This is a genomic window from Rhodanobacter sp. G1 (assembly GCF_055397855.1).
On record NZ_AP039674.1, the window covers coordinates 2,501,412 to 2,516,194 of the forward strand.

At 66.2% G+C, this 14,783-nt stretch carries 9 protein-coding genes, 3 pseudogenes and 1 other annotated feature; of the genes and pseudogenes, 7 read left to right on the top strand and 5 right to left on the bottom strand.

Annotated elements, in window-relative coordinates:
- The first annotated feature begins 88 nt into the window (after positions 1-88).
- Positions 89-2,227 carry a M13 family metallopeptidase gene (locus ACZ5Z2_RS11145; protein ID WP_464758648.1) on the top strand — a complete coding sequence of 713 codons (2,139 nt, stop codon included), beginning with the start codon at positions 89-91 and terminating at the stop codon, positions 2,225-2,227.
- Between the two features lie 711 nt (positions 2,228-2,938).
- On the opposite strand, the gene panE is transcribed toward ACZ5Z2_RS11145, so the two are convergent.
- On the bottom strand, positions 2,939-3,865 hold the full coding sequence (gene panE / locus ACZ5Z2_RS11150; RefSeq protein WP_464758650.1) for a 2-dehydropantoate 2-reductase: 927 nt from the start codon (positions 3,863-3,865) through the stop codon (positions 2,939-2,941).
- Between the two features lie 221 nt (positions 3,866-4,086).
- Here panE and ACZ5Z2_RS11155 point away from each other — a divergent pair, with 221 nt between their 5' ends.
- The 3 genes from ACZ5Z2_RS11155 to ACZ5Z2_RS11165 all read left to right on the top strand — a co-directional run bounded on the left by ACZ5Z2_RS11155 (position 4,087) and on the right by ACZ5Z2_RS11165 (position 8,709).
- The gene (locus ACZ5Z2_RS11155; protein WP_464758651.1) at positions 4,087-6,447 is read left to right on the top strand and encodes a catecholate siderophore receptor Fiu; all 2,361 of its coding nucleotides are present in this window, start codon (positions 4,087-4,089) and stop codon (positions 6,445-6,447) included.
- An 85-nt stretch (positions 6,448-6,532) separates the two neighbouring features.
- Entirely contained in the window at positions 6,533-7,210 is a 678-nt protein-coding gene (locus tag ACZ5Z2_RS11160; RefSeq protein ID WP_464758652.1) for a Fe2+-dependent dioxygenase, read from the top strand.
- 264 nt (positions 7,211-7,474) lie between these two features.
- Positions 7,475-8,709, top strand: a protein-coding gene (locus tag ACZ5Z2_RS11165; RefSeq protein WP_464758653.1) for an IS3 family transposase whose coding sequence is annotated in 2 segments (ribosomal slippage) — positions 7,475-7,772 and positions 7,772-8,709 — 1,236 coding nt in all. Because the reading frame shifts where the segments join, the coding sequence is not laid out codon by codon here.
- Positions 7,765-7,881: a sequence feature (AL1L pseudoknot), on the top strand. (Overlaps the previous gene by 117 nt.)
- Positions 8,710-8,799: 90 nt before the next feature.
- On the opposite strand, the gene ACZ5Z2_RS11170 is transcribed toward ACZ5Z2_RS11165, so the two are convergent.
- From ACZ5Z2_RS11170 to ACZ5Z2_RS11185, 4 genes and pseudogenes are all read right to left on the bottom strand, one after another.
- Positions 8,800-9,522 carry a 4'-phosphopantetheinyl transferase family protein gene (locus ACZ5Z2_RS11170; RefSeq protein ID WP_464758655.1) on the bottom strand — a complete coding sequence of 241 codons (723 nt, stop codon included), beginning with the start codon at positions 9,520-9,522 and terminating at the stop codon, positions 8,800-8,802.
- A 194-nt stretch (positions 9,523-9,716) separates the two neighbouring features.
- Positions 9,717-10,175, bottom strand: a pseudogene (locus tag ACZ5Z2_RS11175) (IS1595 family transposase); the annotation flags it as partial.
- A gap of 338 nt (positions 10,176-10,513) precedes the next feature.
- Positions 10,514-10,654 (bottom strand): annotated as a pseudogene (locus ACZ5Z2_RS11180) (transposase); the annotation flags it as partial.
- Between the two features lie 155 nt (positions 10,655-10,809).
- Positions 10,810-11,106: pseudogene (locus tag ACZ5Z2_RS11185) on the bottom strand (transposase); the annotation flags it as partial.
- 466 nt (positions 11,107-11,572) lie between these two features.
- Between ACZ5Z2_RS11185 and cycA the strand changes: the two are divergent.
- The 3 genes from cycA (at position 11,573) to ACZ5Z2_RS11200 (ending at position 14,603) form a co-directional block, all read left to right on the top strand.
- Positions 11,573-12,967: a D-serine/D-alanine/glycine transporter gene (gene cycA / locus ACZ5Z2_RS11190; protein WP_464758656.1), complete on the top strand. Its 1,395-nt coding sequence runs from the start codon at positions 11,573-11,575 to the stop codon at positions 12,965-12,967.
- A 51-nt stretch (positions 12,968-13,018) separates the two neighbouring features.
- The gene (locus tag ACZ5Z2_RS11195) at positions 13,019-13,960 is read left to right on the top strand and encodes a peptidylprolyl isomerase (RefSeq protein WP_464758657.1); all 942 of its coding nucleotides are present in this window, start codon (positions 13,019-13,021) and stop codon (positions 13,958-13,960) included.
- A gap of 67 nt (positions 13,961-14,027) precedes the next feature.
- Positions 14,028-14,603, top strand: coding sequence for a class I SAM-dependent methyltransferase (locus ACZ5Z2_RS11200; RefSeq protein ID WP_464758658.1), 576 nt, complete (start codon positions 14,028-14,030; stop codon positions 14,601-14,603).
- Positions 14,604-14,783: the final 180 nt, after the last annotated feature.

Genomic DNA, 14,783 nt, shown 5'->3' on the forward strand with positions numbered 1-14,783 from the left:
TCATGGCCGGGGCATGGGATCAGCCGCAACCGGCCAGCATGCGCAACGCGCCGCCACGGCGGCACCACACACCTAAAGAGGGAAATCCATGACCCAGCAATTCCTGAAGCCCATGGCGCTGGCCGCCGCCGTCGCGCTGGCGCTGACCGGCTGCGGCAAGAGCGAGCAGGCCGCCGCTCCTGCGCCGGCCAAGCCGGCCACCACCGCCGCCCCGGCACCGGCCGCCAGCACCGCCGCGGCCGCCGCGCCGAAGAGCGTGTTCGACGTCGGCGAGCTGGGCCCGAGCACCGAGGCCTGCACGGACTTCAACAGCTTCGTCAACGCGAAGTGGGTCGCCGCCAACCCGATCCCGGCGGACTACCCCTCGTGGGGATCCTTCGTCCAGCTGTACGCAAAGAGCCTGGACGACCAGCACCAGCTCGTCGAGGACGCCGCCAAGAACGCCGACAGCGCCAAGGCCGGCTCGGTCGAACAGAAGATCGGCTGGCTGTACAAGTCCGGCATGGATGACGCCGCCATCGAGAAAGCCGGCTTCGACCCGATCAAGCCCAAGCTCGCCGCCATCGACGGCCTGAAGAACACCGCCGACATCGTGAACTACCTCGACCAGAGCGCCGCCGAGGGCGACGGCAAGGTGTTCGACTTCGGCTCCGGCGCCGACTTCAAGGACGCCACCCAGCAGATCGGCTTCGCCCAGCAGGACGGCCTGGGCCTGCCGACCAAGGACTACTACTTCAAGCCCGAGTACAAGGATCTGCGCAACGCCTACCTCGCCTACATCGCCAAGACGCTGGAACTGACCGGCGTGGCCGAGGCCGACGCCAAGAAGCAGGCCGACGCGGTGATGAAGTTCGAGACCGCGCTGGCCGGCGCCTCGCTGGCGCCCACCGAGCTGCGCGACCTCGACAACGAGTACCACTTCGTCAGCGTCAAGGACGCCGACAAGGTCACCCCGCACTTCAGCTGGGAGCAGTTCTTCAAGGCCCAGGGCGTGACCATCGACAAGGGCTTCTCGCTGTCGCAGCCGAAGTTCTTCGCCGAGTTCGACAAGCTGCTGGCCACCGCGCCGGTCTCCGAGTGGCAGGCCTACCTGCGCTTCCACACCATCAGCGGGGCCTCGAGCGCGCTGTCCAAGCCCTTCCGCGACAACAGGTTCGACTTCTACGGCAAGACCCTGAACGGCACACCCGAGCAGATGGCGCGCTGGAAGCAGGTGCTGAACGGCGTCAACAGTGCGATGGGCATGGGCCTGGGCGAGCTGTACGTGGCCAAGTACTTCACGCCGGAAGCCAAGCAGCGCGCCGAGCAGCTGGTCACCAACGTGCGCGACGCGCTGAAGGATCGCATCGAGCACCTGGACTGGATGAGCGACGCCACCAAGGCCAAGGCCATCGACAAGTGGAACAAGTTCCTGCCCAAGATCGGCTACCCCGACCAGGGCGAGTGGCGCGACTGGTCGGGCCTCACCGTCAGCCCGGACAGCTGGTACGCCAACCTGCAGGCCGCGCAGAAGTACAACTACCAGTTCGACCTCTCGCACATCGGCAAGAAGACCGACCGCAAGGAATGGGGCATGACCCCGCAGACGGTCAACGCCTACTACGACCCCAGCACCAACACCATCAACTTCCCGGCCGCGATCCTGCAGGCGCCGTTCTTCTACGCGAAGGGCGACGACGCGATCAACTACGGCGGCATCGGCGCGGTGATCGGCCACGAGTCCAGCCACGGCTTCGACGACCAGGGCAGCCAATTCGACGGCGACGGCAACAAGAAGGACTGGTGGACCGCGCAGGACAAGAAGCAGTTCGACGAGCGCACCAAGGCGCTGGTGGAGCAGTACGACGGCTACGCCCCGATCGCCGGCAAGCCCGACCTGCACGTCAACGGCAAGCTGACCCTGGGCGAGAACATCGCCGACCTGGGCGGCCTCAACATCGCCTACGACGCGCTGCAGACCGCGCTCAAGGCCGATCCGAAGGAAGCCGACGCGAAGATCGACGGCTACACCCAGGATCAGCGCTTCTTCCTCAACTGGGCGCGCGTGTGGCGCGGCAGCATGCGCGAGAAGGCGGCCGAACTGCGCCTCAACACCGATCCGCACTCGCCGATCGCGATCCGCGCCATTGCCTCGCCGTCCGACATGACCGCCTTCGCCACCGCCTTCCAGTGCAAGCCGGGCGACGCGATGGTGCGTTCGGGCGACAAGCAGGTGAAGATCTGGTGACATCTCGCGCACCGCGACGCTGGTCGTCGCGGTGCGCGTCCTCCTCGACGCCGCGCGCAAGCGCGGCGTTTTTTTGTGCGCGCCGCACGCCTCCATCGGCCGTGCGGCGGTTCGCTCAGAGCCTGTTTGCGACCTCCTCGTTGGCCTATTGATCCGGCCCGCAAATACGATACGTCCACCGTTCGTCCTGAGCGTAGCGAAGCGGAGTCGAAGGACATCGACGGAAACTATTTGCAGGCCGGATCAATAACGACTCCTTCTCGTCATTCCTGCGAAAGCACACTGCTGTCCGGAATAATCTGGGGATGGTGTCGAAGGATGAAGGCCCACGCCGCTTGCACGAAGCATTGCGAGAAGGCGACTTCATTTCCGATAACGACCACCTATCCAGACTGTCATCCCGGCGAAGGCCGGGATCCAGTAGCGACCATGTTCGCTCAGGCCGCACGGCCACTGGATTCCGGCCTGCGCCGGAATGACGAGAAAAACCGCGGCCACGAATGTTCAAAATTATTCCGGACAGTAGTGTGCGAAAGCAGGACAAAAGCGAGCCATGCGAGCGCTGAACAGCCGAAGGCTGGCCCCGGAGGGGCGAGCTCAGCGAGTCATCCAGTGATTTGTTCTTGAAAAAGTAACGGCACTGGATCCCAGCTTGACCAGCCCTTCGGCTGTTGAAAAGCGCCTCGCTGGGATGACGCTTCAAACAGGCTCTCAGCCGCGTGCCCGACGCGCCTCGTAGGCTTTCAGGTGCGCATGCGCTAGGCGCAGCACCTGCGCCTCCACGCCGTGCGCCTCGCCGCGCGCCAGCAGGTCGCCGATCACGTGGTCGGCTTCGACGCGGCCGCCGTGTTCGAGGTCGCGCATCATCGAGGCGCTGAGCGTGGAGCCGGCCTCGATGAGCATGCCGCGGGCGCGCTCGACCACCGTCGCGCCGGGTTCGTGGCCGCAGGCGGCGGCGATGCGGCGGCAATCGTCGAGCAAGGCCAGCGCGGCCTCGCGGCCGCCGGGCGCGGCCACGATGTCGCCCACCGGCGCGCGCATCAGGCAGGTGATGCCCGCGAGACTGGCGAGGAACACCCATTTGTCCCACATGTCCTGCACGGCATGGCTGCTGGCGCGCGCGTCGAAGTTCGCGCCGGCCATCGCCTGCGCGATGCGCTGCACGCGCTCCGCGTCGCCGCCGTCGCGCTCGCCGAAGCCTAGGTGGTGCATGCGGTTGAGGTGGCGCACGGTGCCGTCCTCGTCCAGCGTGGCGGCGATGGCGCAATGCCCGGCCAGCACGCGCGACGCGCCGAAGCGGGCGTCGAGCAGGTCGAGCTGGCGCATGCCGTTGAGCACGGGCAGTACCGCGCTGCGTTCGCCCATGGCGGGCGCGATGTCCTCGATGGCCTGCGGCAGATCCCAGGCCTTGCAGCTCAGCAGCACGAGGTCGAAGGGGTCGCGCAGCGTGGCCGCGGTGACGGTGGGCGGCGCGGCGATGTCGGCATCGCCCAGCGCGCTGCGGATGCGCAGGCCGTGCTGCGCGAGCAACGCGGCGCGGCGCTCGCGCACCAGGAAGGTCACGTCCTGCCCCGCCTGCAGCAGGCGTCCGCCGAAGTAGCCGCCGGTGGCGCCGGCGCCCACGATCAGGATGCGCATGGTCTTGGTTCTCCTCGTGCCGATATCCGCTCAAGCGTAGCGCCGCGGCCCGCCGCTGCCGAGCCGGCATGCGCACGCACACGGCCCGGAGTCATTGCGAATCATTCTCGTTTGAATTAACCTCGCGCCGTTCCGCGCAGACCATCCGCGCCGTCGCGCCATGCGAAGGCCGCCCGGCGCTGCGCTCTGCCTTTCCCTGAACCGCCGAGGATTTTTTACCGATGGACTTCGTCAAGAGCCGCAAGCATCCCGTCACGCGCCGCGGCAGCGTGCCCGCGCTCACCGCCGCCACGCTGGCCACCAGCCTCGCGCTGGCGCTGCCGGCGATGGCGGCCGCCGCCGATGCCGCGGCTCCTGCCGCCGACGCGCCGCAGATCACCCAGGCCAAGCGCCTGGCCGGCGTCACCGTGGAAGGCACCGCCGTGCCGTACAAGGTCGATCAGGTTTCCTCGCCCAAGTTCACCCAGCCGCTGGTGGACACGCCGCAGACCATCGTGGTCATCAGCAACGAGCTGCTCCACGAGCAGGGCGCCACCACGCTCACCGAGGCGCTGCGCAACACCCCCGGCGTAGGCACGTTCTTCGCGGGCGAGAACGGCTCCACCAACACCGGCGACGCCATCTACATGCGCGGCTTCGACACCTCCGGCAGCATCTTCGTGGACGGCGTGCGCGATCTCGGCACGATCTCGCGCGACGTGTTCAACATCGAGCAGGTCGAAGTGACCAAGGGCCCGGACAGCACGGAATACGGCCGCACCGCCCCCTCCGGCGCGGTCAACATGGTGAGCAAGCAGGCGCAGCTCGACAATGCCGTGTCCGGTTCGGTGTCCTACGGCAGCGGCGGCCAGAGGCGCGCCACCGCCGACTGGAACCAGCAGATCGGTACGAACGCCGCCTTCCGCCTCAACGTGCTGGGCCAGGACAGCGGCGTGCCCGGCCGCGACGAGGTGAAGAACAAGCGCTGGGGCGTGGCGCCCACGCTGGCCTTCGGCCTGGGCACGCCCACCCGCGTGTACCTCGACTACCTGCACGTGAAGCAGAACAACGTGCCCGATGGCGGCATCCCCACCATCGGCCTGCCCGGCTACTCCTCGCCCGATCCCACGCGCCCCTTCATCGGCGGCGCGCCGAAGGTCGATCCCAGCAACTTCTACGGCACCGACCAGGATCACGACAACGTCGGCGAGGACATGTTCACCGCGATCCTGCAGCACGACTTCTCGGACGACGTGGCGCTGCACGACACCCTGCGCTGGGGCCGCACGCACGAGGACTACCTGCTGACCTCGTTCACCGCCACCGCCGCCAACCTCAAGACGCCCGACCCGGGCGACATCTCGACCTGGACGCAGGCGCGCAGCAACCCGAACTTCAAGAACCAGACCAACCGCATCGTCGCCAACCAGCTCAACCTCACCGCCGACTTCGAGACCGGCGCCGTCACGCACAACCTCAGCACCGGCATCGAGCTGAGCCGGGAAAAGGTCGACGCCATCACCATGGCCGCGCTGAACGGCAGCACCTGGCCCGCGGCCAACCTGTACGACCCGAACCCCGATGTCGGCAGTGCGCTGCTCTACGGCCCCAACGGCGCATGGAGCAACGGCAAGACCGACACGGCCGGCGCCTACCTGTTCGATACGCTGAAGTTCGACGAGCACTGGCAGGTCAACGCCGGCGCGCGCCTGGATCACTACGACACCGACTTCGCCAGCGCCGTCGCCTGCGGCGGCAAGAGAGGCCCGGCCTGCGGCAGCCTGCCCGCCGGCAGCGTGGTACCCGGCCTGGATGCCGGCAAGTCCGGCAACCTCACCAGCTGGCAGCTCGCCGTGATCTACAAGCCGGCGGCGAACGGCAGCATCTACGCCAACCTCGCCACCTCCGCGCAGCCGCCGGGCGGCAACAACCTGTCGCTGAGCAGCTCGGCCAACAGCGCGGACAACGCCATGATGGATCCGGAGAAGGCGCGCACCGCCGAAGTGGGCACGAAGTGGAACCTGCTCGACCAGCGCCTGCTGCTCACCGCCGCGCTCTACCGCACCACCGTCAGCAACGACCTGGAGCAGGATCCCACCACCCTGCTCTACTACCAGATCGGCAAGAAGCGCGTGCAGGGCGTGGAGATCACCGCCGTGGGCCAGCTCACCGCCAACTGGGCGGTCAATGCCGGCTTCACCAGCATGCACACCAGCGCGACCAGCGGCTCCGCCAGCAGCGGCTCCTCGACCTCCGCGCCCGCCATCGACGGCTCCGGCGAACTGGCCTACACGCCGAAGAACGCGTTCACCACCTGGACCACCTACCGCCTGCCGTTCGGCCTGGTCATCGGCGGCGGCGGGCGCTACTCCGGCGAGATGCAGCGCGGCCCCGACGGCGCCATCGGCACGCCGCGATACGTCAATGCCTACTGGGTGTTCGACGCCATGGCCACCTACCCGGTCAACAAGCACTTCGACCTGCAGCTCAACCTCTACAACCTGTTCGACAAGGAGTACGCGGCGTCGATCAACAAGAGCGGCTACCGCTACATCCCCGGGGCTTCGCGCTCGGGCATGCTGACGGCGAACTTCCGCTTCTGACCCGCGTCAAACCGCCCGCCGCGCAATCGGGCACACTCGGAAGCCTTCCTTCGGGAAGGCTTTCCGCGTTGAGGAGCCACACACCATGCTGCTGCACATCCCCGACATACTCAGCCAGCAACAGCTGCGGCAGGCGCGCGCCGCGCTGGACGCCGCCGACTGGGTCGACGGCCGCGAAACCGTGGGCGCGCAGGGCGCCCAGGTGAAGCGCAACCGGCAATTGCCCGACGCCTCGCCGCTGCGCCGGCAACTGGGCGAGACGGTGCTGGCCGCGCTGGCGAAGAACCCGCTCTACCACGCCGCCGTGCTGCCCCTGCGCACCCTGCCGCCGCGCTTCAACCGCTACGAGGGCGGCGGCGAATACGGCATGCACGTCGACGGTTCGGTGATGTCGCTGCCCAACGGCGAGCAACTGCGCAGCGACATCTCCTGCACGCTGTTCCTCAGCGAGCCGGACGAGTACGACGGCGGCGAGCTGATCGTCAGCGACACTTACGGCGAACACGAGGTGAAGCTGCCCGCCGGCGACGCCATCATCTACCCGTCGAGCAGCCTGCACCGCGTGCAGCCGGTGACGCGCGGCGCGCGCGTGGCCGCGTTCTTCTGGGTGCAGAGCCTGGTGCGCGACGACGGCCTGCGCCGCCTGCTGTTCGAGCTGGATGCCTCCATCCAGCGCCTCGCCGCCACCGGCGCCGACCGCGACGCCGTGCTGCAGCTCACCGGCACGTACCACAACCTGCTGCGGCGCTGGGCGGAGAGCTAATTCCATTTCCATATCTATGGATCAATAATATAGCCATCGTGGCCGACGACGGTGAACGCGATGGCAAGAATGGCGAGAGGGCAGGAAGCGTTAGCGCAGGCGCGCACGGCGATTGCCGAGGCCAAGACCGTGGAGCAGTTGCGACAGGCGCAAGCGGTCGTACTGCCCTTGGAACATGGTCTGAGTTTGGAAGCCACGGCACAGATGATTGGACTGAACCGCCCCGGGATTCTCGGAGGCTCCAACTCTTGAGAGGATGGAGCAATGGAAACCCCGAAGAAGAAATCCCCGACGTACTCACGTGAGATCCGTGAGCGAGCGATCCGGATGGTGTTCGAGCACCAGAAGGAGCACGCCTCGCAGTGGGCGACGATCGAGTCGATCGCCGGCAAGATCGGCTGCACGGCGCAGACGCTGTGCAACTGGGTGCGCCAGGCGGAGCGTGACCAGAGTCTGCGTGAGGGCCTGAGCACCTCCGAGCGCGAGAAGATGAAAACGCTGGAGCGCGAAGTGCGTGAACTGCGCCAGGCCAACGAGATCCTGCGCAAGGCCAGTGCGTATTTTGCCCAGGCGGAGCTCGACCGCCGATTCAAGCCATGACAGCGTTCATCGACGACCATCGAGGCGTCCATGGGGTCGAGCCGATCTGCAAGGTGTTGCCGATCGCCCCGTCGACGTATCACCTGCATGCCGCCCGGCGGGTCGATCCAGCCAAGGCGCCGGCGCGCGTCCAGCGGGACGCGCGGCTGTGTGCCGATATCCAGCGGGTGTGGGAGGAGAACCGTCGGGTCTACGGGGTGCGCAAGGTCTGGCGGCAGCTGCGGCGTGAATCGGTCGCCGTGGCGCGCTGCACGGTGGCGCGGCTGATGAAGCGGCTGGATCTACGCGGGGTGATCCGCGGCAAGGGCGTGAAGACGACGGTCAGCGACACGGCGATGTCCTGTCCGCAGGACCGGGTGAATCGGCAGTTCCGGGCCATTCGTCCGAATGCGCTGTGGGTGGCCGACTTCACCTACGTGTCGACCTGGCAGGGACACCTGTACGTGGCCTTCGTGATCGACGTGTACGCCCGTTGCATCGTGGGCTGGAAGGTGTCGAGCACGATGCACACGGACTTCGTGCTCGATGCCCTGGAGCAGGCGCTGCATGCTCGCAAGCCCTTCGACAAAGGCGGACTGATCCATCACAGCGACAGGGGATCGCAATACGTGTCCGTCCGCTACAGCGAGCGCCTGGCCGAGGCGGGTGTCGACGCCTCGGTCGGCAGCGTCGGCGACTCGTCCGACAATGCCCTGGCCGAGACGATCAACGGCCTGTACAAGGCCGAGGTGATCCACCGGCGCTCCTGGCCGAACCGTCAGGCCGTGGAATGGGCCACGCTGGACTGGGTGGACTGGTTCAATCACAAACGCTTGCTGGGGCCGATCGGGAACATCCCGCCAGCGGAAGCCGAGGCGGCTTACTATCGGCAACAGGCTGCGCTGCCCAAGGCGGCGTGACTCAAACCAAATGGCCTCCACGAAACACGGGGCGGTTCAGTTCACGGCTTGTGCGCATGCTCCATTGCGAGCGGCAATCCGCCAAAGGTGTCAGGATGCAATCATCACCACCGCGCCTGGCACCGAAGCATCCAGCGCCAGCGAGACTGTCGTAAGCTCATGGTTTACCGCGAGGTCGATCAGGCGCAGCGGCGCAGGGCACCTGAGCACGGGCTCGCGCTCATTCAACCGAACGTCGATCGAGCGCAAATCGTCGCTCAACCCCTTGCCGGTCGCCTTGAGCACAGCCTCCTTGCGCGTCCAGCAGCGCCTGAACAATGCCCACCGCTGATCCGGCTCGGCTTGCTCGATACACCGCTGCTCAGCCGGATGCACGACGGAAGACAGCACTGCACGGTAGTCCTGAAGACGCCCAAATGTTTCGACATCAATGCCGAGCAACGGGTTCGGGCCAACGGTACACGCAACCCAATCCTCCGAGTGGGACAGATTAAAGGCCGCGCAATTAGACAGGAAAGGCTTGCCATGGTCGCCAAGCAGGAACGCGTAAGGCTTCGTGGCGTTTGCCGGACGAACAAGCTGATGAACCGCCGTGCGCCCCAGTGTGAAGTTGCGGCAGTCGATCACGTGACGGAAGCGACTGGCACGCCCGTGATCCTGTTCTGTCAGCACGCTTTCATCGGCAAGGAGCTCTGCTCCGTGTAGGATCAACACATACGCCAACCCTTCCGCCAGCGCGCTGTCGCAGACAAACCGAGCCTCCTGCCATAAGGATCGGGACACGACATGCGTGCTGATCGATAGGAGAAACATAAATGTCGTTCAACCTCACTAGAATAAACTGTGTAGCCTAGCAAGTGCTTCCCTAGAGAAGACTACCGGCGGCGAGAAAGCTAAGAGTCTGTTTACAGTCTCCAGAGCCCAATACTAGGGATGGTCTGATCAATCGCCACTCAGCTGCTTTCGCGGGTGATTGAACCCGACAAGGGCAAACCTGATTCCCCATATCACGCATCCAAGGTTGCGAGTCGATAATTCAGCGGTGGCGTTCGTGCGGCCGCCACGATGAGGCGTGGTACGAGGGCAGCCAAGTCGAAGCGCCGATTGAAGCGATAGCAGAACTCGGACAAATAGCGTTGCAGGTACTTCGGGCGGGCCGCGTGGTAGGTGCCATGCATGGCGGTTTTGAGATTGCCCAGCACCGTGTTGATCCACCAGAAGATCGGGTGTCCCTCGCTGGGTGGGCCACCGCCGGTAACGAGAGGAACATGCGTGCAATCGGCCTCGGCGACATCCGGAAAGCAGTTCAGGCCATCGGACACCACCGCGGTGCCCGGCACCAGGTGACGCTTTGCCCATGCCGCCAATACCGTCTTGCGGAACCCGGCACCCGATCCATGCGCATGGCGATCGGATGGCCCTCGGCATTGCACTGGATCGCCGCCACAAAGGGGGTCTTGCCGGGGCTGCCACGCCCCGTGCCGCCGCCGTGTCGTTCGCCGCCCCAGTACGCATCGTCGATCTGCACGATGCCACCGAGCGCCTGCTCGCTGTCGCGCTCGACCATGGCCTGCATAAACTTGTGTTTGAGCAGCCATGCCGTGTTGTAGGACACCCCCAACTGCCGATGCAGCAACAGGGCCGAGATGCCGTTCTTGTGCTGGGTCAACAGATAGATGGCCAGGAACCACGTACGCAGCGGCAGCTTGGTTTTTGCGAACAACGTACCGCTGGTCAGCGATCCCTGCCGCTTGCAGCGGTTGCACTGATACACATCGCGTCCCTTGAGATGGCAGCGACCCGCATGACCGCAGTCCGGGCAGCGAAACCCGTTCGGCCAACGCACCTTTGCCAGGGCCTCACGACACTGTGCTTCGCTGCCATAGCGTTCAAGGAAACCCATCAGACTCACCCCTGGCTGAAACTGCACCTGGTTCTTCTTCATGACACTTCCTCCGCCTCTTCAGACGGTCGCAGCGTCTACCCTCGGCGTATCAGCGGATGCGACATGTGGGGAATCAGGAGGGCAAAAAGCAGACGCGGACTCGATCTCCTGTCGTATTTTCCATGCCGCCGTTGGCCCCTGCGGGCACAGTCGCCCTACGTTGCCTGCAACAACGTCCTGCGCACCATCCACAGATTCACCAGCGCGAACAGCGTCGTCACCTGCGCACCGTTCTTCGCCAGCCCCTTGTAGCGCACCTTCGCGTAGCCAAACTGCCGTTTGAGTAACCGGAACGGGTGTTCCACCGCGGCACGGATCGAGGCCTTGGCATGCTCCAGTTGTTCGGTGATCGCGCTCAGCTCGCAATCCTCGATCGCTTTCACCACACTGCGCCTGGCGGCAATCCAGAATTTCCGGCCCCACTTCGGTGCGCGCTTGTGTGCATCCGTGTAGTGGGGTGCGCTGACCGCGCAAAGCTCCGCCCACAGCACCACCTGATCCATCTCCGCCAGGAATACGTTGCGCCGTGTCGGCTTGCGGTGCCGCTTGAAACCGGCATCCTGCTGCATCGATAGGCTCATCTGCTTGGGCGTCATCGCGTACCCGAGCGGCATCCGTCGAGAGAAGTTCGCCCAAATCGAACCGCTACCATGCACCGTTCGTCAGCCTACCAAGCCGACAACGCTGGCTCTGTATGAGGTGTTCTGCAGATGCTGTATCCGTTGCGCACCGGCTGTCAGTGGCGGTGCTTGCCGGCTGACTTCCCCAAGTTGCCGACCGTGCATACCAACTGGCGTAAGTGGAATGAGCCCGACCCGCACGGAATTGCACAGACTTTGCTGCCCCGCCAACGGCACCGTTGGCGGGGCTGGCGCGTTTCTTCTATCGTGGCGACCCGTCCACGACCCAGGCGCCCGCATGTCCGCAGCCACGCAGCAACCGGAGCACCTGAAGCGCAGCCTCTCCAACCGCCACCTGCAGTTGATCGCGCTGGGCGGCGCCATCGGCACCGGCCTGTTCATGGGCTCGGGCAAGACGATCAGCCTGGCGGGGCCGTCGATCCTGCTGGTGTATCTCATCATCGGCGTGATGCTGTTCTTCGTGATGCGCGCGATGGGCGAATTGCTGCTGTCGAACCTCGAGTACAAGTCGTTCATCGACTTCTCCACCGACCTGCTGGGGCCGTGGGCCGGCTTTTTCTGCGGCTGGACGTACTGGTTCTGCTGGATCGTCACCGCCATCGCCGAGGTGATCGCGATCGCCGCCTACGTGCAGTTCTGGCTGCCGCACCTGGCGCCGTGGATACCGGCGCTGCTGTGCGTGCTGTTGCTGCTGGCGCTGAACCTGACCACGGTGAAGATGTTCGGCGAACTGGAGTTCTGGTTCGCGCTGATCAAGATCGTCGCGATCATCGCGCTGGTGGTGGTCGGTTTCGCGCTGGTGGCGTGGGGCTTCCACTCGCCGGCGGGCAACAAGGCCACGCTGGCCAACCTGTGGAACGACGGCGGCCTGTTCCCGCACGGACTGTCGGGTTTCTTCGCCGGTTTCCAGATCGCGGTGTTCGCCTTCGTCGGCATCGAGCTGGTCGGCACCACCGCCGCCGAGACGGCGGATCCACGCCGCAACCTGCCCAAGGCGATCAACTCGATCCCGGTGCGCATCATCATCTTCTACGTGCTGGCGCTGGCGGCGATCATGGCGGTGACGCCGTGGCGGCTGGTCGAGGCGGACAAGAGCCCGTTCGTGGAGCTGTTCGTGCTGGCCGGCGTGCCGGCGGCGGCAAGCCTGATCAACTTCGTGGTGCTGACCTCGGCCACTTCCTCGGCCAACAGCGGCATCTTTTCCACCAGCCGCATGCTGTATGGCCTGGCCGGCGAGAACCATGCGCCGAAGCCGTTCGCGCGGCTGTCGAAGGCGGCGGTGCCTTCGCTGGGCCTGCTGTTCTCCTGCTTCTGCCTGCTGCTGGGCGCGGCGCTGATCTACCTCGTGCCGAACCTGGTCACCGCGTTCACCCTGGTCACCACGCTGTCCGCCGTGCTCTTCATGTTCGTGTGGTCGCTGATCCTGTGCGCCTACATGGCATATCGCCGCAAGCGTCCGCAGCAGCACGCCGAGTCGACCTACAAGATGCCCGGCGGCGTGTTCATGTGCTGGACGTGCCTGGCGTTCTTCGCCTTCGTGCTGGTGCTGCTGTGCCTGCAGCCCGACACCCGCGCCGCCCTGCTGGCCAGCCCGGTGTGGTTCGTGCTGCTGGGGATCGGCTATGCCTTGAAAGGCCGGCGTGCCGGCAAACCCGCACTCAACCGTAAATGAAAACCGGCGCCTACTAACGTGCCGCAACGCCAGCCACACGGGGAGACCACCATGCGCCGCCACCTTGCCGTCGCCATCGCCGCGACACTCGCCCTCGCCGCCATGCCCGGCTTCGCCGCGCAGGACAAGCACACGCCCAGCCCGAAGCAGTTGCTGGATGCGTCCAAGCCTTCCGAATGGCGCACGCCCGACCCGGACAACCTGCTCTACATGCAGCTGCCCACGGGCCGCGTGGTGATCGAGCTGGCGCCGGACTTCACCCCGCTGCACGCGGCCAACATCCGCACCCTGGTGCGCGAGCACTACTTCGACGGCACCTCGGTCAACCGCGTGCAGGACAACTTCGTGGCGCAGTGGGACGACCCCGCCAGCGACGACGACCATCCCGACCCGGCCAAGCTGAAATCGCTGGGCACGGCGAAGAAGACCTTGCCGCCGGAATACACCCGCGCCATCGACCCCAAACTGCCGTGGACGGCGCTGCCCGACGGCGACGTGTACGCGCCACAGGTGGGCTTCAGCGAAGGCTTCCCCGCCGCGCGCGATCCCGTCACCGGGCGCGAGTGGCTCACGCACTGCTACGGCGCGGTGGGCGTGGCGCGCGACGTGGCGCCCGACAGCGGCAACGGCAGCTCGCTGTACGCGATCATCGGCCAGGCGCCGCGCAACCTGGATCGCAACCTCGCCATCGCGGGCCGCGTGCTGGAAGGCATGCCGCTGCTGTCCGCCCTGCCGCGCGGCCCGGCGCCGATGGGCTTCTACACCGATCCCAAGCAGCGCCTGCCCATCATTTCAGTGCGGCTCGCCTCGGAGTTGCCGCCCGCGCAGCGCGCGAACATCCAGGTGCTGCGCACCGACAGCGCCACCTTCGCCAAACTGATCGAGGCCAAGCGCAATCGCCGCGACAGCTTCTACACCCTGCCCGCCGGCAAGGTCGGGCTGTGCAACATCGACATCCCGGTGCGCGACGGCGGCAAGCCGGTGATGCCATAACCGCATCCGAACATCCGTCCCGTCCATTCCGGCTATGGTGACTGCAGACGACCGGGTTACGCACCGCATGCCATTGAACGACACCATGCACTTGCTGGGCGCCTGGCTGCGCGACCCGCGCAGTGTGGGCGCGCTGGCACCGTCCGGCCCCGCGCTGGCACGGCTGATGACGGCGCACGTCGACCATGCGCACGGCCCGGTGATCGAACTCGGCCCTGGCACCGGCGTGTTCACGCGGGCGCTGCTGGAACGCGGCGTGCCCGGCCATCGCCTGGTGCTGGTGGAAACCGACGCCGTGCTGGCTGCCACGCTGGCGCGCCGCTACCCGCATGCACGCGTGCTGCGCATGGACGCCGCACGGCTGGGCCGCTCCTCGCCGCTGTTCGGCGACGAACGCGCCAGCGCCGTGATCAGCGGCCTGCCCCTGCTGTCGATACCCGCCGACAAGGTCGCCGCCATCGTCGAAGGCGTGTTCGAGCGCCAGTTGCAAGCCGACGGCGCGCTCTACCAGTTCACCTACGGCCTGCGCTGCCCGGTGCCGCGCGCGCTGCGGCATCGGCTTGGACTGCAGGCCGAACGCGTCGGCGGGGCATGGCTTAACCTGCCGCCGGCGTGGGTGTGGCGGATTCGGCGCAAGGGTTGAGCGTTTCCGTTCGCGGGATGCTGGCTTTTCTTCCCTGGCGGGCGCGATACACGATGCGACCACACCGCACCGCATCTGAAAACTGAGAACTCCCACGCTCGTCATTCCGCCGTAGGCCGGACAAACGCGCTGCGCGCAGAACGCCCGCAGGGCGGCCCCGAAGGGGCAAGCGTAGTGAGT

Excerpts from the sequence above, each read along its gene's own strand:
- ACZ5Z2_RS11145 (WP_464758648.1), top strand. The coding sequence starts at position 89 with ATGACCCAGCAATTCCTGAAGCCCATGGCGCTGGCCGCCGCCGTCGCG.
- panE (WP_464758650.1), bottom strand. The coding sequence starts at position 3,865 with ATGCGCATCCTGATCGTGGGCGCCGGCGCCACCGGCGGCTACTTCGGC.
- ACZ5Z2_RS11155 (WP_464758651.1), top strand. The coding sequence starts at position 4,087 with ATGGACTTCGTCAAGAGCCGCAAGCATCCCGTCACGCGCCGCGGCAGC.
- ACZ5Z2_RS11160 (WP_464758652.1), top strand. The coding sequence starts at position 6,533 with ATGCTGCTGCACATCCCCGACATACTCAGCCAGCAACAGCTGCGGCAG.
- ACZ5Z2_RS11170 (WP_464758655.1), bottom strand. The coding sequence starts at position 9,522 with ATGTTTCTCCTATCGATCAGCACGCATGTCGTGTCCCGATCCTTATGG.
- cycA (WP_464758656.1), top strand. The coding sequence starts at position 11,573 with ATGTCCGCAGCCACGCAGCAACCGGAGCACCTGAAGCGCAGCCTCTCC.
- ACZ5Z2_RS11195 (WP_464758657.1), top strand. The coding sequence starts at position 13,019 with ATGCGCCGCCACCTTGCCGTCGCCATCGCCGCGACACTCGCCCTCGCC.
- ACZ5Z2_RS11200 (WP_464758658.1), top strand. The coding sequence starts at position 14,028 with ATGCCATTGAACGACACCATGCACTTGCTGGGCGCCTGGCTGCGCGAC.